This is a genomic window from Pigmentiphaga litoralis (assembly GCF_014651835.1).
Lineage (GTDB): Bacteria > Pseudomonadota > Gammaproteobacteria > Burkholderiales > Burkholderiaceae_B > Pigmentiphaga > Pigmentiphaga litoralis.
Genome location: NZ_BMXQ01000001.1, coordinates 2,886,142 through 2,907,225 on the forward strand (window position 1 = coordinate 2,886,142; position 21,084 = coordinate 2,907,225).

The following is a 21,084-nucleotide window of genomic DNA, read 5'->3' on the forward strand; positions in this document are numbered from 1 at the left end:
GATGCGCACATGCACATCTACGACCCGGCGTTTCTTCCGCAAGGCGCGCCGGCCTTGCCCGTGGTGGGCACGGTCGACGACTACTGCCGCATCCAGCCCGTGATCGGCACGCGCCGCACGGTGGTCGTCACGCCGCGCAACTTCGGCACCGACAACCGCGTCACGCTGGCCGCCATCCAGGCCCTGGGCAGCGACCACACCCGCGGCGTGGCGGTGGTGCGCAACGATGTCACCGATGCGCAATTGCAGGCGCTGCACGACGGGGGGATTCGCGGCATCCGTTTCACCCTCTACACGCCGGAGCACGCGGTGGTCGGCTTCGACATGGTCGAGCCGCTGTCGCAGCGCGTACACGACCTCGGCTGGCATGTGCAACTGCATTGGACGGCCGAGCAAATCGTCGAACACCAGGCCCTGCTGCGGCGTCTGCCATCCGCCATCGTCTTCGACCATCTGGGACGCCTGCCGGTCGATGACGGCGTGAACCACCCGGCGTTTGGCATCATTCGCCGTCAACTCGATAGCGGCAAGGCGTGGCTGAAGCTGTCGGGCCCGTACCTGGATTCCCGGGTGGGCAAAGCGGGTGGCTATGACGATACCGACGCGGTGGCTCGGGCCTGGCTCGATGCCGCGCCGGACCGCCTCGTGTGGGGCAGCGACTGGCCACACGTGACCGAACCGGTCAAGCCGGACGACGCGTCCCTGGCTGCCCTGCTCGCGCGCTGGGTGCCGGATAGGGCGCAGCGCCGGCGCATTCTGATCGACAACCCGGCGGCGCTGTACGGGTTCCGCCAAGGGTAAACGTCAGATATATCGGACAGGGCGCACACGATATGATTTCCATATGGAATTTCGTCACCTGCGCTACTTTCTTGCGGTGGCCGACGCGGGACACATTACCCGCGCGGCCGAGCAGCTCGGCATCCAGCAACCGCCGCTCAGCCAGCAGATCAAGGCCCTCGAACAACAGCTGGGCCTGGCCCTCTTTCACCGGCATCCCAAAGGCGTCAGCCTGACCGATGGCGGCCGCCTGTTCGAAGCCGAAGCGCGCCGCATCGTCAACGATACCGAGGCCATGCAGGCCCGCATGGCGCTGGTCGCGCGCGGCGAAACCGGCCGGCTCGACGTGGGCATCACGAGTTCGGCCGGCGCCCACGCGTTCACGCCGCGCGTGCTGCGCGCCTGCCGCCTCAGCGTGGCGTCGGTCGCGCTGGCCATTACCGAACGCAACGCGGCCGAGATCACCGAAGCCGTGGCCGATGCCCGCCTGCATTGCGGGCTGTTGCGCGTGCCAGTCGCAACCCCCGCCGGGCTGTCGTTCGAGACCTTGCTGCGCGAGCCCGTCATGGTGGCGCTGCCGTCCGATCACCCGCTGGCGCAGCGCACGGGCCGCGGCGCCGCGCAGCCCCTGTCCATCCACGACCTGCGAGATGAATCGCTGATCCTGGTGCGCAAGCCCGGGGCGCCGGGCCTGTACCAGAACCTGCTGGCGCTGTTCAACGAACAAGGACTGCAACCGCGCATCTATGCCGAGGTCGAGCGCATGACCACCAACATCAATCTGGTGGCCTCGGGCATGGGTGTGTCGGTCGTGCCGGCCTCGATGCGCACCTTGCATCCCGAAGAGGTGGTCTATCGGCCGCTACGCGAAAGCGCCAGGCTGGACGCTCCGATCACCCTGGTCTATCGGACCGCCGATTGCGTGGGCGCCACAGCGCGGTTCGTGACGCTGTGCCGCGAAACGGCGCGCGTCGCTGCTCAACAATGAGCGCGCTCATCACACGGCGACGCCTGGTGCTGGCTGGCGCTGCACTGCTTGCGCCGGGCATGACGACGCAGCGGGCGGAGGCAGCCGACGACACTGCGCTGCGGGTGCGCCCTCTGTTGCCCAGGCCCCTGCGTCTGGTCGTGGCCTACCCACCCGGCGGCGTGAGCGCAACGCTGGCGCATGTGCTGGCCGAGGAACTGGCCGGGCCACTGGGCGTGCAGGTCATCGTCGACTACCGGGCAGGGGATGGCGGCAGCGTGGCCATGGGCATGATCGCGCGCGCGGCGCCGGACGGCACCACCCTTGTGTTCTCGGCGATCACGCCGCTGACGGTGCGGCCGCTGGTGGGCGCGGTCACCTATGATCCACTGCGCGACATCGCGCCCGTGGCGGGCGTGATGCACACACCGCTGCTGCTGGTTGGCACGCCCGCCCTGCCCTACGATACGCTGGCCGACACCTTGCGCCACGCGCGCGCCCACCCCGGGCAGTTGCGCTGGGCTTCCTCGGGCATCGCGACCACGGGTCACCTGGTCATGGAGCAGGTCAGCCGCGCCAGCGGCACGCGCATCGTCCATGTGCCGTACAAAGGCGGCGGCCAGCAAATCAGCGATGCCCTGGGCGGTCAGTTCGAACTGCTGTCGACCAACGTCAGCGAGATGCAGCTGCGCGCCATTGCCGCCGGCCAGTTCAAGCCACTGGCCGTCGGCGCGCCGGCGCGATTGCCGGTGCTGCCGGATGTGCCGACCTTTGCCGAGCTTGGGTTCGCGCAGGCCAACCTGTCGTCCTTGTTCGGCGTGTTCGCGCCGGGTGGAACGCCTGTCGCGTTATTGAGCGTGCTCAATCGAGCCATCAACACGGCCGTGACATCGGCGACCTTCCAGCAGCGCCTGGCCGTGACCGACAACCTGCCCGCCACCGACACGCGCGAGGCCTTCGTTGCGCGCATCCGCGCCGACTTCGACGCGAACCGCGCGATGCTGCGCGCTGCGCCACTTCGCGCGCCTTAGTTGGCGCCGTGCTCGGCTGCCAGTACGCGGCTCCCCCGGGCTGCCCGGCTCAACATGCACAATGCCCTCCTTCATATGAAAAACATATGCAGAACCGTGTTTCCATATATTTGACGCCAATATGACAGGTCTCTAGGATGGTTGTGCAGAACAACACTACATCCATCCGGAGACACTTCATGCGCACCACCCCTCTTTCCCTTGGCGCGGCCGTTGCCGCCGTCATGTTGCTCGGCGCCTGCGGCGGCGGTGACGACAACCATAACGACACCGGCCCGGTCGCCTCGGGCGAGAAGGCACCCACGTCGGCCGCCTGCCCATCCGTCGTACCGGCAACCGCCAAGTGCCTGTCCGGGCAGGATTCGGCCGGCGCCTACTACCTGATCGCCATGCCCGAAAAGTGGAACGGCGACCTGGTCATGCATGCGCATGGCGGCCCGTCGCTCGATGCCCCCACACCGGCCCGCGCCGTAGAAGACCTGGAACGCTGGACCATCATGGTCAGACAAGGCTACGCCTGGGCCGGCTCCACCTTCCGCCAGGGCGGTGTCGAAGTGCGTGCCGCGGCGGAAGACACCGAACGCCTGCGCAAGATCTTTATTGAACATGTGGCCAAGCCCAAGCTGACCATTCTGCATGGCCAGTCATGGGGCGGCGGCGTCGCTGCCAAAGCTGCCGAGACATACACCGCGGCCACCAACAACGGCAAGGCACCGTACGACGGCGTCCTGCTGACCAGCGGCGTGATTGCTGGCGGCAGCTACTCGTATGATTTCCGGCTGGACCTGCGTGTGGTGTATCAGTACCTGTGCAACAACCACCCGCGTCCGACCGAAGCGGCGTATCCGCTCAACCTGGGTCTGCCGGCCGGCGTGACCATGACCTCCGCCGACCTGACCGGCCGCGTCAACGAATGCCTGGGCTTGAACAAGACCGCCGCGCAGCGCACGCCAGAAGAGACCCGCAAGATCCGCACGATCGAAAACGTCATCAAGATCCCGGCCAGCTCGATCCAGTCGCACCTCAACTGGGGCACCTTTCACTTCCAGGACATCTCGAGCAAACGCACCGGCGGCGCCAGCCCCTTCGGCAACATCGGCGTGCGCTACAGCGGTTCCGACGACGACGCGGCATTGAACGCAGGCGTGCTGCGCTATGCCGCGAATCCCGCCGCCGTGGCCCGCTTTGCCGCCGACACCGATCCGAACGGCAAGATTCCCGTGCCGGTGCTGACGATGCGCGGCACGCAGGATCCGACGGCGTTCGTTGAAATGGCCAACTTCTTTGGCCGCACGATGACCCAGGCCGGCACCGCCGATCACCTGGTGCAGACCTTCACGAATGACAGCGCGCACAGCTACCTGAGCGATCCCGCCTACGTGACGATCATGTCATCGCTGACCAAATGGGTGACCCAAGGCACCAAGCCGACACCGGCCAGCATCGCCGCGGCCTGCCCTGCTTTCGAAGCCGAATACGGCGCAGGATGCCGCTTCCTTCCGGATTACGTACCTGCCGCACTGGAAACACGTATTCCGCCTCGCCAACGCAACTGATCACCTTCGTCTTTCGCTGCCCAGGGCGGCGTGCTGCGACAAGCGGCACGCCGCTTTTTGCTGTCCACCGGCCGACCGTGTCGCAAGACGTGCGCACGCCGAAGCGCCGCATATGCCGGTTGCCCCCCTTCGCGCACCAATGCGGGACGCGAGCGAACCGGACCCGCACGACCATAGCCACGGTCCCTCTAAAAAACTCTACATTTCTTCACAATTCAAATGATATCCATTATCATTCGCATTATTAATTACACCCGGCATACAACGCCTCATCCAGGGCACAGCGGATCTGGCTCCGCCAGTCCGCCAGTGCCGCCCCTGGGGGAGGCGCGAAGCGCCCAGGGGGGGATCCCCACCTACAGGAGCACCCATGTCGTACATCAAGAGCCGCAAGCATCCCGCTGCGCCGCGCCGCCATCCGACCGCCGCGGCCACCGCCGCCGCCCTTGCCGCGGGCATTGCCATGCACCCGGCCAGCGCGCAAACTGCCTCCGGCCCAACGACATCGCTGCCTGAAATCACCGTGAGCGGTGACGCGCAAAGCGACTACAAGGCCGACGCCCTGTCTTCGCCCAAGTTCACCGAACCCCTCATCGACACGACCCGCACCGTCACCATCATCAAGGAAAGCCTGTTCAAGGAACAGGTCGCCACCACGCTGACCGAAGCCCTGCGCAACACCCCGGGCGTCGGCACCTTCTTCCTGGGCGAAAACGGCAACACGACCACGGGCGACGCCGTCTACATGCGCGGCTTCGACGCCAGCAGCAGCATCTTCATCGATGGCGTGCGCGATACATCAACGGCATCGCGCGACGTCTTCAACATCGAAAGCATCGAAGTCATCAAGGGTCCGTCGGGCTCCGACTATGGCCGCACGTCGCCTACCGGGTCAATTAACCTGGTGACCAAACAACCGCGGCTGGAAAATTTTGCGGCCGGCACGTTGAGCGTCGGCACGCAGAATCAGCGCCGCGTGACGGCAGACTTGAATCGCGTGATTGAAGGGTGGAACGGCGCGGCGTTTCGCTTGAACGTGATCAAGCAGGACAGCGACGTGCCCGGCCGCGACCACGTCAACAACGATCGCCTGAGCATTGCGCCGTCGTTGGCGTTCGGCCTGAACGGCAGCACCCGAGCCTTCGTCAACTTCATTCACACCAAGCAGAACAACGTGCCGGATGGCGGTGTGCCGACCATCGGGCTTCCAGGGTATGGCGCGCCGGCTGCGGTGGCCATCCCCCAGAATCCGACCCCCGCCAATCCGGGCCCGCTGCCCGGGGCAACGCAGTCCGAGCTCAACCAGTTGAACGGCGCGCCGCGCGTGCGCTCGCGCAACTTCTATGGCACCAGCGGCGACTTCGACGACGCCACCACCAACATGCTGACGGCGCGCGTCGAGCATGACCTGGGCAACGGCAACCTGCTGACCAACACGACACGGTACGGCCGCACCGATCATGACTACATGCTCAACGCGTTCATGCCGACCGGAAACAACCTGAACCTGGCTGGTCCGCAATCCGCATGGACGGTCGCACGCAGCCTGCCGACCAATGTCGATCAGCGCAACACCATCCTGACCAACCAGACCAATCTGCGCGCCACGGTCACTACCGGCGGGCTCAAGCACACCCTCAGCACCGGCCTGGAACTGACGCGCGAAGAACAGATCAACTATGCGTTCGTCGCACGCAACTCGGGTGCGGCAGGGACGGCGCCGCCGGCCAATCTGTACCATCCGGATTCGAATGCGCCGGGCTTCAACCGGATCCGGCGGCCGGGCCAATCCGCTGGCACGACCAAGACCGCCGCCATCTACGCATTCGACACGATCCAGATCAGCGATCGGTTTTCGGTGAATGGTGGCCTGCGTTACGACCGGTACAAGACTGAATTCGCGTCGAACCCATTCACCGCGACTGCCACTGCACCGGCCTTCGACGTATCCAAATCCGGCAATCTGTTCGGCTGGAAATTGGGTGCGCTGTACAAGCCCGCCGACAACGGCAGCCTGTACGCGGCCTATGGCGTGTCGCAGCAACCCCCCGGCGGTGGCGCCTTCGCGCTCAGCACCGCATCCAACAATGCGAACAACACGGCCTACGATCCGCAGAAAGCCAAGACCGCCGAAATCGGGACGAAATGGGACTTCCTCGATCGTCAGCTTGGCGTTGCCGCGTCGCTCTATCGAACCGAGATCACGAACGAGATCATTACCGATCCCATCTCGCCGGCGACGTACATCCAGGCCGGCAAGAAACGCGTGCAAGGTGTCGAGCTCTCCACCGTCGGCCAGATCACCAAGGCTTGGGCCATCAATGCCGGTTACACCACCATGCACACGGCAGTCACCAACGGCCCCAATGTCGGCGCCGACCCGGGCAGCAACGCGCTCAACTACACGCCCAAAAGCGCCTTCACCTTGTGGACCACCTACAAGACGCCCTTTGGCCTGACCATCGGCGGCGGCGCGCGCTACAACGGCAAACTGCAACGCGGCACCGATGGCGCGGTCGGCACGCCGCGCTACACCGACTCGTATGTGGTGTTCGATGCGATGGCGCTCTACCCCATCAACCGCAACTTGAGCCTGCAGCTCAACGTCTACAATCTGTTCGACAAGGATTACGTTGCGAACATCAACAAAAGTGGCTATCGCTACACGCCCGGCGTGCCGCGTTATGCCCTTCTGAGCGCCAACTTCCGCTTCTGATCACGCACCGGCGTCGTGCGCTGGCCTCTCCGATGCGGAGGGGCTTTTTTCATTTCGAGGCTACCCGCGATGATGCTTCATATCCCCGGCGTGTTGACGCCTGACCAGGCCGCCGAATTGCGCGGACGACTCGATGCGTCGAACTGGACGGATGGGCGCGCCACAGTTGGTGACCAGGGCGCGCGCGTCAAGCGCAATCGCCAGTTGCCCGAAGGCTCGCCGCTCGCCCTCGAACTGGGACGCATCGTGCAGCACGCGGTGTCGTCCCATCCCATGTTCTTTGCGGCCGCGCTGCCGGCGCGCACGATGCTGCCCCTGTTCAATTGCTATGAAGGCGGCGAGCACTATGGCGCGCATGTCGATGGGTCGGTGCGCATCCTTCCGGGCACCGATCAACGCCTGCGCACCGATGTGTCATCCACGCTCTTCCTGTCCGAGCCCGACACCTATGATGGCGGCGAACTGGTGGTGCGCGATACCTATGGCGAACACGAGGTCAAGCTGCCTGCCGGTGACCTGATCCTGTATTCGGCCACCAGCATTCACCGCGTCGAACCCGTCACGCGCGGCGCGCGCATCAGCGCGTTTTTCTGGACGCAAAGCCTGGTGCAGGACGATGGGCAACGCAACCAACTGTATGAGCTTGACGTTGCCATCCAGGCGCTGCGCGCGCGTCATGGCGACAGCGCGGAAACCGTGGCCCTGACCGCCCACTATCACAACCTGATCCGCCGGTGGGGCCAGACCTGATCGAGGCATGTTTATTGCTCGACTGCACGACCAACCTTCGTTCCTGATGGGGAGTTCATGCAGATCACACTCGAAAACCAGGTTGCGATCGTCACGGGGGCCAGTTCAGGCCTGGGCGAGGCCGCTGCCCGCGCGCTTGCCAAGGCGGGCGCCGCGGTCGTCGTGAATTACCATTCCAAAGCAAAACCTGCCCGCGAACTGGTCAAGGCCATCAAGCAGGATGGCGGCCAGGCCATCGCCGTCGGTGCCGACGTGTCGAATGAAGACGAGGTCGACATGATGTTCCAGAAGGCCATCGACACCTTCGGCCACGTTGACATCCTGGTCGCCAATTCCGGCATGCAGAAAGACGCCGCGGCCGAAGACATGACCCTGGAAGACTGGAACACGGTGCTGTCAGTCAATCTGACGGGGCAGTTCCTGTGCGCCCGCGCGGCCATCCGGCTATTCAAGGCGCAGGGTGTGCTCGACAACGTGTCGCGTGCGGCCGGCAAGATCATCCACATGAGTTCCGTGCACCAGACGATCCCCTGGGCGGGTCATGTGAACTATGCGGCCTCCAAAGGCGGCGTCGACATGCTGATGCGCACGCTGGCGCAGGAACTCGCGCACCAGCGCATCCGCATCAATGGCATTGCGCCCGGCGCCATCCGGACGCCGATCAACGAGACCGAGACCAAGGGCGCGGCAGGCCGCAAGCTGCTCAAGCTGATTCCGTATGGGCGCATCGGCGATCCCGAAGATGTCGCCAATGCGGTCGTGTGGCTTGCCTCGGACCTGTCCGACTATGTGGTCGGCACGACGCTGACCATCGATGGCGGCATGTGTCTCTACCCAGGATTCATCAACAATGGCTGAGTCCATGGTGTACCCCAACCCCTTGCCCGACACCGGTCCCATCCCGACGCAACGGCCTATCGAAGCCCACGGCATCATCGGCGACATGCGCACGGCGGCGCTGATTGCCGACGATGGCACGGTCGACTTTTTCTGCTGGCCTGAATTCGACAGTCCCTCGGTCTTCGTGTCCCTGCTCGATACGCCGCGCGCGGGCGCCTTCGAGCTTGCGCCCGACCTGCCCGATGCGCGCCACATGCAGGTTTACCTGCCCGATACCAATGTGTTGCTGACACGCTGGCTGGACGAAGACGCCATCGTCGAGCTGACCGACCTGATGCCCGTCAATGACGAGGACGATCTGTCGCGCGTGGTTCGCACGATCAAGGCGGTGCGCGGACGCGCGCGGATCCGCCTGCGCTGCGCGGTGCGCCATGACTATGCGCGCGCCGATACCCGCGCACGCACTGACGGCGCCGACGTGTGCTTCGAAGCGGGAGGTCAGCCCTCGATGCGCCTGTCGGGCAGCATCCCGCTGTCCATCGATGACAACGCCGCCATCGCCGACCTGTGGCTTGAAGAAGGCGAGACCGCCGAGTTCGTGCTGGGCGGCGCCGACGATCCGTTCGTGCGGGCCGACGATGCGCAGAATTGCTTCAAGCGCACGATGGAGTACTGGCGCGGATGGCTGTCGCAGTCCCGCTATACCGGCCGCTGGCGCGAGTTCGTGTCGCGGTCGGCCCTGGCGCTCAAGCTGCTGACCTCGCGCCGTCACGGCGGCATCCTGGCTGCGGCGACCTTCGGGCTGCCCGAAGACCTGGGCGGCGAACGCAACTGGGACTACCGTTACACCTGGATCCGCGACGCGTCCTTCACCATCTATGCCTTCATGCGGCTGGGCTTTACCGAAGAGGCGAACGCCTTCATGCACTGGGCGGCGGAACGGGTGCCGGCCTATGTGGACACCAACGATAACGAAGGCCACGACCCGCACAAGATCCTTGCCGTCATGTACACCGTCGACGGCAATCCGGACCTGAAGGAAGAGTCGCTGGATCATCTGATGGGCTACGCCAACTCGCGTCCCGTGCGCATCGGCAACGAAGCGTACAAGCAGGTGCAGCACGACATCTATGGCGAGCTGCTCGACGGCGTCTATCTGAGCAACAAGTACGGAGCGGCCATCTCGCACAAGGGCTGGCGGCACACGGTGCAGATCGTCGACCAGGCCTGTCGCGACTGGCGCACCCCCGATGTCGGCATCTGGGAAATGCGCGGCGAACCGCAGCACTTCCTGCACTCGCGGCTGATGTGCTGGGTCGCCGTCGATCGCGCCATCCGGCTGGCGCAAAAACGATCCCTGCCCGCCCCCTTCGAGCGCTGGAATGCGGAACGCGCGGCGATTCATGCCGACATCTGGGAAAACTTCTTCGACAAGGAAGCCGGGCATTTCGTGCAGCGCCTGGGCAGCCGCGCGCTGGACGGCGCCATGCTCTTGATGCCACTGGTGCGATTTGTCGGTGCGACCGATTCGTGCTGGCTCGCAACGCTCGACGCGATCCGCGACCGGCTGGTGCGCGATGGCATGGTCAAGCGCTACCTGATGGACGAGACGCCTTGCGATGGGCTGAAGGGGGATGAGGGCGCGTTCGCCGCGTGTTCTTTCTGGTACGTGGAGTGCCTGGCGCGCGCGGGCCGCATCGACGAGGCCCGGTCTGAATTTGAGAAATTGCTGACCTATGCGAACCCCCTTGGGCTGTACGCCGAAGAGTTCGATCGACGTGGGCGCCATCTGGGCAACACCCCTCAAGCCTTGACGCATCTGGCATTGATCAGCGCCGCATCGTTCCTGGATCGCAAGTTGTCAGGAGACGAGACACACTGGCAGCCATGATGTACATTTGTCGCATATTGATAAAAATAGACTGAATTGAGCGACAGCCCGGCGGCCATGCCAGGCGGCCCGGGTTCAGCAGGAGACGGTATGCGACACCCTTCACGCCTGTGTGGCGGCCTGCGCGCGACCTTGTTCGGCGCGGCCTGCCTGATCGTATCGACCCTGGCCAACGCGCAGTCCGGCGCGGCGCCTGCCACGTCGCAGGGCTACCCCAATCGTCCTATCCGGCTGCTGCTCGGCTTCGCGCCGGGCGGCGGGTCGGACATCGTTGCGCGTCTGGTCGCACGGCCATTGGGCGAGCGTCTGGGTCAGAACGTGATCGTGGAAAACAAGCCAGGCGCCGGTGGCAACATCGCAGCCGAGCAGGCCGCCAAGGCCACGCCCGATGGCTACACGCTGGTGTTGCTGCCTAGCGGCCATGCGAGCAATGCCGCCATGAAAAAGTCCCTGCCCTTCCGGCCGGTCGACGACTACGCATGGATCTCCACCGTCACCACCTATCCCCTGGCGTTGGTTGTCGCACCCGACTCGCCCATCCAGTCCTTCGGCGATTTCATCGCGCGCGCGCGGGCTGCCCCCAACACGCTCACCTACTCGTCGGTCGGGGTCGGCACGGCCATGCATCTGGTGGGCGAGTGGATCCTGAGCGAGGCCAACATCACTGCCGTGCACGTGCCCTTCAAGGGCGGCACGGCGCCGTTGGGCGAACTGCTGGCAGGCCGCGTCAACGTCATGATCGACACCATGACCAGCACGGCAACCCTGCTCAAGGAACAACGCGTGCGCGCGTTGGCGGTCACCGCGCCCAAGGGCGGCAGCCCGATCGCCGGGGTGCCGACAGTGGCCGATACGCTGCCCAATGTGGTGTTTGAATCCTGGCTCGGCATTGCCGCGCCGGCCGGCACGCCGCCCGAGATCGTTGCCAAGCTCAACGATGCCCTGCGGGCAGTGCTGGCTCAACCCGAGATCCGCCAGCGCCTGACCGACTGGGGCGGCTCGCCTCAGGCCAGCACGCCTGCGGAATTCCGCGGACGCGTCGAGCGCGACATTGCCAGCCTGCAAGGCGTGATGCGCGAACGCAAGATCGAACAGGAATGAACGCCCGGCTCAGCCGGTCGAAGGCGTGCGCAGGCGATATCCGATCGCCAGCGCAATCAGCCACACCGGGATCAGGATCACCGACAGGCGCATGCCGGGCGTCATCCACATCACCACCAGAATGCCTGCCAGGAACACCAGCGTGATGATGTTGGTGGCGGGGTAGCCAAGGCTGGGGAACTGCGTGCGTGCCCCGGCCAGCCGCTTCTGCTGCCGGAACTTCAGGTGCGTGACGGAAATCATGATCCAGTTGAGCACCAGCGACGAGACGACCAGCGACATCAACAACTCGAAGGCCCGCGCGGGGATCAGATAGTTGATGACGACACAGGATCCGGTCGCCACCGCCGACACGCCCAGGGCCGCCAGGGGCACGCCCCGCCGGCTGACACTGAGCAGCGCGCGCGGCGCATTGCCCTGCTGCGCCAGGCCATACAGCATGCGGCTGTTGCAGTACACGCTGCTGTTGTAAACCGACAGTGCAGCCGTCAGCACCACCACGTTCAGCACTGTCGCCACCACATTGCTGTCCAGCGCGTGGAAGATCAGTACGAAGGGGCTGCCGCCTTCCACGACCTTGGGCCACGGATACAGCGACAGCAGCACCACCAGCGACCCGATGTAGAACAGCAGGATCCGGTAGATGACCTGATTGGTTGCGCGTGGGATGCTGCGCGCCGGATCGTCTGCCTCGGCCGCCGTGATGCCCACCAGTTCCAGCCCGCCGAACGAAAACATGATCACCGCCATGGCCATGGCGAGGCCACCCACCCCGTTCGGGAAGAAGCCGCCGAGCTGCCACAGGTTCGCAATGCCGGCGTCGGGTCCTGCCTTGCCGCTTGCCAGCAGATAGCTGCCAAAACCGATCATGCCGACGATGGCAATGACCTTGACCAGCGAGAACCAGAACTCCATCTCGCCGTAGATCTTGACGTGGGCAAGGTTGATCGCATTGATCAACACGAAGAACACGGCGGCCGATACCCAGGTCGGCACGCCGGGCCACCAGTACTGCACGTAGATGCCCACGGCAGTCAGTTCGGCCATGCTCACCAGCACATACAGCACCCAGTAATTCCAGCCCGACGCAAAGCCCGCAAAGCGGCCCCAGTAGACGTTGGCGAAATGACTGAAGGATCCCGCCACAGGTTCTTCGACCACCATCTCGCCCAGCTGGCGCATGATGAAAAAGGCCACGATGCCCGCCAGGGCGTACCCCAGCAGCACCGACGGGCCGGCCATGCGGATGGTCTGGGCGATGCCCAGGAACAGGCCGGTGCCGACCGCGCCGCCAAGGGCGATCAGCTGGATGTGACGGTTCTTGAGACCACGTTTGAGTTGCTGAGGGGCGGACGACGCCATGCGCTTCCTTTGTAAAGGGGGGATCGCGATCCGGTCAGGGCGCCAGCACTTCCTTGGGCAGATTGACGATGAAGTCCGTCAGGCCATTGGCGTCGCTTGCCGGACGCATGTGGTCCACCATCGCACTGGACGCCGACTCGGCATCGCCCTTCTGGAACGCTTCCACCACGCGGCGGTGCTGCTCGAAGGAATTGCGGATCTGGCCCAGCGCCGCGAAGGCGTGCCGGCGATAGTAGCCGGTGCGCGTGCGCATCCGGAGCACTTCCTGCCGCAGATAGGGGTTGCGCGTGGCGCGATAGATGAGCTCGTGGAAACGCAGATTGCTTTCCTGCCAGCCCGCCACGTCGTCGGCCTCGACCACCTTGCGGCTGGCCTCGTGGTGCCGGACGATGATGTCGAGTTCTTCGGGGGTCATGCGCTGGCAGGCCAGCCGCACGGCCACGCCTTCCAGCTCGGCCAGCAATTCCCACAGCGACAGCAGTTGCTGCAGATCCATCTTGGCGACGATCATGCCGCCGCGCGGCAGGCTGGTCAGCAGCCCCTGCGCCTGCAGCTGCAGCAAGGCCTCGCGCACGGGCGTGCGCGACACGTCGTATTGAAGCGCGAGCTCGGCCTCGTCGACCGATTCGCCAGGCAGCAGCGACCCATCCTTGATGGCTTCTTCGATCTCCATCCGGATCCGGTCGCTGGCTTTCGTGAAAACTTTCTTTTGGCTCCTCATGCCGCAAGTTTCTCACATTCGCGCGAGGGTTCCGGGCTACTCGGGCGTAATTCCTGCCTGTTTGACCGCGGCGCCCCACTTGACCGTTTCGGTGCGGATGAACTCGCCGAACTGGGCGGGCGTGCTGCCTACCGGCTCGGCGCCCGCTTTCACCAGGGTCTCGCGCACGTCCGGCTGCGCCAGGATCTTCACGACCTCGCTGTGCATGCGCTGAATGGCCGCCGCGGGCACCGATGCCGGCGCCACGATACCGGTCCAGCCGGTGACGACGACCGACGGCAGGCCGGCTTCCGCGGTTGTCGGCACATCGGGCACGGCGGCCGACCGCGTTGGCTGGCCGACCACCAGGGTGCGCAGCTTGCCGCTCTGCACCTGCGGCAGGAGCGCAGGCATCGTGCCAAAAATGAAGTCCACCCGTCCGCCGATCAGGTCGACGATCGCGGGCGCCTCGCCCTTGTACGGCACATGCTGCATCTCGGCCTTGGCCGCGCCCGCCAGCAGTTCTGCCGCCAGCTGCGACTGGTTGCCGATGCCGGCCGATGCAAAACGGATCGATCCGGGCTTGGCCTTGGCGGCGCCGATCAGGTCCTCCAGCGTCTTGTACGGCGAGTTCGCGTTGACGACCAGCAAGAAGGCGATCGACGTGGTTTGCGTGACCGGCCGGAAGTCGCGCGCCGTGTCATAGGGCATCGACTTGTAGACGTGCTGGTTGATCGTCAGTGTGCTGGGCGATGTCATCAGGAAGGTATGACCGTCGGTGGCGCGGGCGGCGGCCTCGCCCGCGATCAGGCCATTGGCGCCCGCCTTGTTGTCGACCACCACCGCCGCGCCGATCGCATTGGACAGCTTCTGGCCGATCAGGCGCGCGGCTATGTCGATGCTGCCGCCGGCCGATTGCGACACGATCAGGCGGATCGGTTGTGTCGGCCACGGCGCCGGGGCGGGCTGCTGGGCATACAGGGCGGGCGACGCCAGACAGGCAGACATCGTCCAGAGGGCAATCAAGGGGCTTTTCATGGCGGTTCCAGTCGGGCGGCAAGGGGTGGGAATCGAATGCGGCAATCGGAATGATGGCAAGCCGGTCAGGGGCAGAAGTCGACAAGCGCCGACACATCGGGGCAGTCGTCCAGATGCATCAATGCCTCGCGCAGTTGCGCGGCGCGGTCTGCGCCCCACAGCGGTTCCGCCAGGTCACGGTACTTGCGTTCAAGATCTTCGGCGGCATGCGGACGGCCCGGCTCGCCACTGGTGATCACGCATTCACCGGTGACCACGGTACCGTCGTGCAAATGAATCGCGAGCGTCACTCGTTGTTCCTCCGGATAGCGCGCGGTGAAATCGGGTTCCTCGGCCACCGTCACGCGCGCGGCCAGCGCCACGATGCGAGGGTCCGCCACGGCGGCATCGCCGAATGCATCGAGGCCGTTGCGCCCGCCCACCATCAAGGTCGCCACCGCGAACGGCAACGAGAAGCGCGTGCCGAACCAGTCCTTGGGCCGCTGCGTCGTCAGGTAGGCCGCCAGCCGATAGGCACGCACATCGATGCGGTCGACGTCATCCGGATCGATGCGGCGCGGCGCCTTGGCCTGCGCATCGAACAGCGCGTCGATACACGAATGTGCATACCGCGCCGTCGGGTAGAGCTTCAGATAACCTTCGGTCAGCAGCCATCGCTCGCCCAGGCCGGCCACCGCGGTGTCCTTCGAAAACCCATCGCCCAGCACCAGGCTGAACGTGGTGTTGACCCCATCGGCCGGGCCACTGAAACCGGACTCGACCAGGCGCGCCGCCATCTGCCCCATGAAGCCGCTGTGACCCGCATACCAGTTGCGCACCGTTGCGCCATCCAGCATGGTGTGGCGGTTGGTGGCCATGCACGACGACGCGGCCAGGCTGGCCAGTTGCCGCAGGTCGCTGGCCGGCATGCCCGTCAGCCGGGCCGTTGCCAGCGCAGCGCCCACCACGCCGAACGTGCCATGGGGATTGATGATCAGCTTGACCTTGGTGGCCCAGCCGATGCGGGCCACCACCTCGTACGCCAGCGCGATCGTGGCCAGCAATTCCTTGCCGGACAGCCCCCGTTCCTGCGCCACCGCGAACGCGGCCGGGATCACTTGCATGCCTGGATGGCCGTTCGCCAAAAAGTTGCCCTCGTCATAGTCCAGCCAGGCGCCGGCAATGCCATTGAGCATGGCCGCATCGAACCGGTTGGTCGTGACACCCCGGCCAATTACCCACGACCGTCCTGGCGATCCGCTCTTGACCTGCTTGTCGGACAGGGCCACGAGTTCCGACGTGCGCATGCCGCTCGCGATCACGGGAAAGGTGTCGACCAGAATGTCGCGGGTGCGGGCAAGTACGGCTTCGGGAATGTCCTCGTAGCGGGTCTCGCCCACGAAGCGTGCAAGTTGATCGAGGTAGTCGACCTGAACGGTTGGTGTCGTTGCCATCGTCATATCAATTGGCCTGGATCCCGGCCTTTTTCACCAGCGTGCCCAGGCGCGCCACGTCGGCCTTGATCAGGGCGCCGAACTCGTCCGGTCCCGATCCCACCAGATCGAAGCCCAGGCTCGCCAGCTTGTCCCGCACGGCGGGTGTCGCGATGGCCTTGGCAAACTCGGTGTGCAGCCGCGCCACCACCGCAGGTGGCGTGGCAGAAGGCGCGACGATGCCGTTCCACGCGGCATAGCGGTAGCCCGGCAAGCCGGCCTCGGCAATGGTAGGCCAGTCCGGCGCGGCCGCGGACCGCTTTGGTGTGCTGACACCCAGTACCCGCAGCTTGCCTTCCTTGACGAAGCCAATCACGTTGGACATGCCCGAGAACATCAGCGGCACCGTCCCGGCCACGACATCCGAGATCGCAGGCGCCATCGCTTTGTACGGAACATGGGTCATTTTGATGCCGGCGGCATCGATGAAGATCTCCATCGCCAGGTGCTGCGCCGATCCCGATCCCGTCGATGAATAGTCGATCGATCCCGGCTTGGACTTGGCCAATGCAATCACTTCTGGAATGGTTCTTGCACTGAAGTTCGGGTTCGCGACCAGCACCAGCGGAACTGTGGACGTCAGCGTGACCGGGGTGAAATCCTTGAGCGGGTCATAAGGCAGCTTGGCGTACAAAGCCGGGTTCGCGGCCATGATCCCGTCGTTCGGCATGAACAGCGTATAGCCGTCGGCCGGCGCACGCGCCGCCATCTCGGCCGCGATGATGCCGTTCGCGCCAGTGCGGTTGTCGATGACGATGCTCTGGCCGATCTGTTCGGATACCTGCGCGGCAACCACCCGGCCAATGGTATCGACCGCGCTGCCGGCACCGAACGGGATGATCAATTTGAGCGGGCGGTCGGGAAAGGTCTGGGCAAGAGCCGCTGCAGGAACCGCTGCAACCACTGCGGCAAACAGCGTCAGCGGCAGACAGGCACGCGCCAGTGAGAAGTGAAAGAGAGGGATCACGGCGCGCGTCCTGAAAAGGGTTGAGCGAAGGGGTGCGAAAAGTATCTCTCAATGAAATATATGTACGCAACATAAAAATATATTTATATTGAGGCGCCACTTGCCTGGCTTTCCGGCCCGTTCAGCATCGTGCAGCGCGCCCTGGATGGGCGCACGGCCTGCTGGCATTCGGCCCCAATCCTGTGCACCACCGCCTGCGAGTTTCCGCCGTGACCGACACCTCTGCGTCCGCTTCCCACTACCTCGATCAACTCGCCGACTTTGCCTGCACGACGACCCTGGCCGACATCGATCCGCGCGCGCTGCAACACCTGCGCGTCATCATTGCCGACACCCTGGGCGCCTTTGCCGCGGGCAATCAGGAACCCGAGATGCGTGCCCTGCTTGCACGACAGATGGACGAAGTGGCGGGCGGTCATGCCAGCGTCGTCGGCACCGGCCAGCGGCTCAATCCCATCGACGCCGCCGCCTTGAATGCCGCCGCCGGTTGCTGGCTGGAACTGGATGAAGGCAACCTGGCCAGCAACGGCCACCCGGGTATTCAGGTCATCCCGGCCGCGCTGGCCGTCGCCCAGCAGCGCCGCAGTTCGGGCGCCGACTTTCTGCTTGCGTGCGCCATCGGCTACGAAATCATCGCGCGCGTGGGCGCCGCCTGCGATATGCGCATGTGCATCCACCCGCACGGCACGTATGGGGTGATCGGCGCCGCCGTTGCCGCCGCGCGCCTGCAAGGACTGGATGTGACCGAAATGCGGGAGCTGATCAACCTGGCCGGCTCCTCCCCCATCGCAGGCAATCGCCAGAGCATGAAAGACGGCGCCACGCTGCGCAACTGGTATGCGTCGCACAGCGCGATCATGGGCCAGACCGCCGTGCGGCTGGTCCAGAGCGGCTTTACCGGACCGCGCGACGGCATCACGCCGACCTGCGACGAAGTCCTGTTCGACAACTTCCGCCCCGGCGACGTCGTACGTGACCTTGGCAAGCGCTGGCTTCTTGCCGACGGCTACATCAAGCTGTATGGTTGCGGCCGCCCCATCCACGCTGCGCTCGACGCCGTCCGCCAGGCGTTGGCGAGCACTGGTGACCCGTCGCACTGGCCCCGCGCCGACGACATCGCGCATATCCAGATCCGCGGCTTCAAATTCATAGCGTTCCTCAACCGACGCGACATCCGCAACGCCTTCGCCACCCGCTTCTCCACCCCGTTCGCTGTCGCCAGCGTAATCGTGCACCGCAGCCACGGCCTCGAATGTTTCGACGACGCAGCCGCCGCGGACGATACGATCCACGCACTGGTCGCCAAGATCGAGATGGTTGAGGACGACAACTACAGCGCGCAGTTCCCGGGCAGGCAGTTGTGCGACGTGGTGATTACTTTGAAGGATCGCACGGTGCTGTCAGGGCATACCGAGGTGATTCGCGGCGAGCCTGCCAATCCTGCGGACCCGGAAGAATACAAAGCCAAGTTCTTCGACATTGCACGGCGGGCATGGCCCGAGGATCGGGTCGCCGCTATCCATGCCGAGGCGATGAGGATCGATGAGGTCGTGGACATGCGAGCGTTGGGAGGTGTCGCGGGGTTGTGAGTGGGCCTACTTGGCGATCCCGAGGAACACCGCAAGACAACGATCGACTTCTACCAGTTCGGTGGCTTCGACCCGCCCGAAGGGCACGCCGACCTTGTCACGCCTGACCGTAACGGCCTTGTCAATCATGACCTGGGATGCCTTCCTCAACCCGTTGTCGGGACTCGGCTCCAGCGTGATACGAAGAAGCGGTGCAGGGACCAAGGTGCTCGTGACCGGCAGGACAGTGACCGTAGCAGTATCGACGAACGGGTCGGCCTGGATGACCAGCGCAGGTCGGGGCTTGCCGAAGTCGCCCTGAACCGCAATGGTGACCAGATCGCCTCGCCTCATTCAGTCCATCCGTCGATATCTGCCAAAGCGTCGTCACTGAGCGCATCGAAATCAGTCGACGCGTCTGCCTTTGCCACCAGGCGCGACTGGCGCTGGCACTCCTCCGCAAAGTCGGGCCGACGAGTGTCCGGCACCCAGATCTGAACAGGGCGCAGGCCGGCCATCCGCAAAGAATCGCGATGCTTTTGAACCCGGGTGTTGACGTCTATGCGGGCCATTTCACTATCCTGTCAGCGTTGCATGTAACGCTACTTTACTCCTTGCGGACGTTACATGCAACGGCCATGTGTGGCTCGCCTGAGCGATGACCAAGCTGCTGCGCTGCCGCAATCTCATCTTGCCAATCCAAAACTTCGACCTGTAGACTGCTCACCAGAGTTTGGAGAGATGCTCTATGTCGAAAGCCAGGCAAGCAGTTCCCGTGTCGGAAATCCAGGATTCGAGTGCGGCGGTACCGTCGCTCGATCCCACGCGGCGCGCCGACGTCGCGTACGAGCGCCTGCGCCAGAGCATCCTGTCGTGCCGCATCCTGCCCGGCGCCACCCTCACCGAAGCCGGCATCATGGACATGTTCGAGGCCGGCAAGGCCAGTGTCCGTATTGCCCTGGTCCGCCTGATCCAGGAAGGCCTGGTGCGCTCCATGCCGCGTCACGGCTACACCGTGATCCCCATCACCTTGAACGACGTCGAAGAGATCTTTGCGCTGCGCCTTCAGCTCGAGCCGTATGCCGCGCGGCTGGCCACCGGCCAGGTTGACGGCAGTCATCTGCAACGGCTTGAAGACGCTTGCCGCAGCAATACCGCATCGACCGATAGCGGCAACCGCATCGGCTTTTTCCTGGATGCCAATCGCGAGTTCCACCTGGCCATCGCCAAGGCATCGGGGAACCAGCGTCTGCACAAGTCCCTTGCCGGCTTGATGGATGAAATGGCGCGGCTGGTCGCCCTGGGCTTCGTCGCACGCGGCGACAGTCCTGACATCCGCCATGACCACAATGCGTTGATCGACGCGCTGGTGACGGGCGATGCCCGACGCGCGGAACAGATTGCCCGCCGCCACATCGAGGTCTTTCGTGACATGACCCTGGACCGGGTCATGCAGCGCTTGCGTGACGCCAACGCCGATGTGCCGGTGCCCGTGCCGGCACGATCGCTGAGCGCGCGGTCATGACGCACGCTGCCGTAATGTCCAGCGAGATGCCTGCCGCACACTGTGCCGACACGCTGCCAGCCGGTGCGCCCGCGCCCGCGGTGCGGCTGCAAAGCATCAGCAAGTGGTTCGACACGCGTGGCAAGGAACCGCTGACCGTCTTGCAGAACGTGTCGATCGACGTTCCTGAACAGTCAGTCGTCGCGCTGGTGGGTGCGTCCGGGTGCGGCAAAAGCACGATCCTGAATATCATGTCCGGGCTGCTGACGCCCGATCGCGGTTGCGTCTTCATCCATGGCACGGCAGCGGCCGACTACAAGGCCTGGCGCTCGGTCGGCTACATGTTCCAGGAAGACCGCCTGCTGCCCTGGCGCACCGCGCTGGACAACACCGCGTTCGGCCTCGAGGCCGAGACCTTGCCCAAACGCGAGCGTAACGACCGGGCGATGGCCGCACTGGAACTGGTAGGCCTTGCGCAGTTCGCCGCCGCCTTCCCGCATGAGTTGTCGGGCGGCATGCGCAGCCGCGTCGCCCTGGCGCGCAGCCTGGTCACGCGGCCGACACTGCTCCTGATGGACGAGCCGTTTTCCAAGCTCGACCCGATGATCCGGTCGCAGATGCATGACGAGCTGTTGCGCATCAAGAGCATGATGGACATGACCATTGTCTTTGTTACCCACGACGTGGAAGAGGCGGTGGTGCTCGCCGACCAGGTGGTGCTGCTGATGCCTCGCCCAGGCCGAGTCCGCTCCGTCATGCCCGTCCCGCTCGCGCGTCCGCGCGACCCCAACAGCCAGGTCGTGAGCGACGAAGTACGTCGCCTGCGTCCGCTGATCTGACA

Annotated in this window: 19 protein-coding genes; 12 read left to right on the forward strand and 7 right to left on the reverse strand. The window is 64.9% G+C overall.

Annotated elements, in window-relative coordinates; all coding sequences use genetic code 11:
* The first annotated feature begins 9 nt into the window (after positions 1–9).
* The 9 genes from IE116_RS13140 (at position 10) to IE116_RS13180 (ending at position 11,632) form a co-directional block, all read left to right on the forward strand.
* Complete coding sequence (locus IE116_RS13140) at positions 10–801, forward strand: amidohydrolase family protein (protein ID WP_229828451.1); 792 nt, start codon at positions 10–12, stop codon at positions 799–801.
* Between the two features lie 43 nt (positions 802–844).
* Positions 845–1,768, forward strand: a complete 924-nt coding sequence (locus IE116_RS13145; protein ID WP_189613091.1) for a LysR family transcriptional regulator — start codon at positions 845–847, stop codon at positions 1,766–1,768.
* On the forward strand, positions 1,765–2,778 hold the full coding sequence (locus IE116_RS13150; protein WP_189613093.1) for a tripartite tricarboxylate transporter substrate binding protein: 1,014 nt from the start codon (positions 1,765–1,767) through the stop codon (positions 2,776–2,778). The genes IE116_RS13145 and IE116_RS13150 overlap by 4 nt, the downstream gene beginning before the upstream one ends.
* 179 nt (positions 2,779–2,957) lie before the next feature.
* The gene (locus tag IE116_RS13155) at positions 2,958–4,334 is read left to right on the forward strand and encodes a hypothetical protein (RefSeq protein ID WP_189613095.1); all 1,377 of its coding nucleotides are present in this window, start codon (positions 2,958–2,960) and stop codon (positions 4,332–4,334) included.
* Positions 4,335–4,704: 370 nt separating this feature from the next.
* Entirely contained in the window at positions 4,705–7,050 is a 2,346-nt protein-coding gene (locus IE116_RS13160) for a catecholate siderophore receptor Fiu (RefSeq protein ID WP_189613097.1), read from the forward strand.
* A 69-nt stretch (positions 7,051–7,119) separates the two neighbouring features.
* Complete coding sequence (locus IE116_RS13165; protein WP_189613099.1) at positions 7,120–7,800, forward strand: Fe2+-dependent dioxygenase; 681 nt, start codon at positions 7,120–7,122, stop codon at positions 7,798–7,800.
* A gap of 57 nt (positions 7,801–7,857) precedes the next feature.
* Positions 7,858–8,658: a 3-oxoacyl-ACP reductase FabG gene (gene fabG, locus IE116_RS13170; RefSeq protein ID WP_189613101.1), complete on the forward strand. Its 801-nt coding sequence runs from the start codon at positions 7,858–7,860 to the stop codon at positions 8,656–8,658.
* A complete protein-coding gene (locus IE116_RS13175) occupies positions 8,651–10,531 on the forward strand; it encodes a glycoside hydrolase family 15 protein (RefSeq protein ID WP_229828139.1) in 1,881 nt (626 codons plus the stop codon). Before fabG ends, IE116_RS13175 begins: the two co-directional genes overlap by 8 nt.
* 90 nt (positions 10,532–10,621) lie before the next feature.
* Positions 10,622–11,632, forward strand: a complete 1,011-nt coding sequence (locus IE116_RS13180) for a Bug family tripartite tricarboxylate transporter substrate binding protein (protein WP_189613103.1) — start codon at positions 10,622–10,624, stop codon at positions 11,630–11,632.
* Between the two features lie 9 nt (positions 11,633–11,641).
* Here the strand turns inward: IE116_RS13180 and IE116_RS13185 are convergent, their stop codons facing one another.
* The 5 genes from IE116_RS13185 to IE116_RS13205 form a co-directional block, all read right to left on the reverse strand.
* Positions 11,642–12,994, reverse strand: a complete 1,353-nt coding sequence (locus tag IE116_RS13185; RefSeq protein ID WP_189613105.1) for an amino acid permease — start codon at positions 12,992–12,994, stop codon at positions 11,642–11,644.
* Positions 12,995–13,028: 34 nt separating this feature from the next.
* Positions 13,029–13,715 (reverse strand): GntR family transcriptional regulator, encoded by a 687-nt coding sequence (locus tag IE116_RS13190; RefSeq protein ID WP_189613107.1) that lies wholly within the window; start codon positions 13,713–13,715, stop codon positions 13,029–13,031.
* A gap of 36 nt (positions 13,716–13,751) precedes the next feature.
* Entirely contained in the window at positions 13,752–14,732 is a 981-nt protein-coding gene (locus tag IE116_RS13195; protein WP_189613109.1) for a Bug family tripartite tricarboxylate transporter substrate binding protein, read from the reverse strand.
* A 65-nt stretch (positions 14,733–14,797) separates the two neighbouring features.
* Positions 14,798–16,165, reverse strand: a complete 1,368-nt coding sequence (locus IE116_RS13200; RefSeq protein ID WP_189613111.1) for an MmgE/PrpD family protein — start codon at positions 16,163–16,165, stop codon at positions 14,798–14,800.
* 7 nt (positions 16,166–16,172) lie between these two features.
* Positions 16,173–17,171 (reverse strand): Bug family tripartite tricarboxylate transporter substrate binding protein, encoded by a 999-nt coding sequence (locus IE116_RS13205; protein ID WP_189613113.1) that lies wholly within the window; start codon positions 17,169–17,171, stop codon positions 16,173–16,175.
* Between the two features lie 209 nt (positions 17,172–17,380).
* Between IE116_RS13205 and IE116_RS13210 the strand changes: the two genes are divergently transcribed.
* Entirely contained in the window at positions 17,381–18,760 is a 1,380-nt protein-coding gene (locus tag IE116_RS13210; RefSeq protein WP_189613115.1) for an MmgE/PrpD family protein, read from the forward strand.
* A 6-nt stretch (positions 18,761–18,766) separates the two neighbouring features.
* Here IE116_RS13210 and IE116_RS13215 read toward each other — a convergent pair whose 3' ends face one another.
* Both IE116_RS13215 and IE116_RS13220 read right to left on the reverse strand, forming a co-directional pair.
* Positions 18,767–19,093 carry a type II toxin-antitoxin system PemK/MazF family toxin gene (locus tag IE116_RS13215; protein WP_189613117.1) on the reverse strand — a complete coding sequence of 109 codons (327 nt, stop codon included), beginning with the start codon at positions 19,091–19,093 and terminating at the stop codon, positions 18,767–18,769.
* A complete protein-coding gene (locus IE116_RS13220) occupies positions 19,090–19,311 on the reverse strand; it encodes an antitoxin MazE family protein (protein WP_189613119.1) in 222 nt (73 codons plus the stop codon). Before IE116_RS13220 ends, IE116_RS13215 begins: the two co-directional genes overlap by 4 nt.
* A gap of 203 nt (positions 19,312–19,514) precedes the next feature.
* Here IE116_RS13220 and IE116_RS13225 point away from each other — a divergent pair, with 203 nt between their 5' ends.
* Complete coding sequence (locus IE116_RS13225; protein ID WP_229828140.1) at positions 19,515–20,264, forward strand: GntR family transcriptional regulator; 750 nt, start codon at positions 19,515–19,517, stop codon at positions 20,262–20,264.
* Positions 20,261–21,082, forward strand: a complete 822-nt coding sequence (locus IE116_RS13230) for an ABC transporter ATP-binding protein (RefSeq protein WP_229828141.1) — start codon at positions 20,261–20,263, stop codon at positions 21,080–21,082. The genes IE116_RS13225 and IE116_RS13230 overlap by 4 nt, the downstream gene beginning before the upstream one ends.
* The last annotated feature ends 2 nt before the right edge of the window (positions 21,083–21,084 follow it).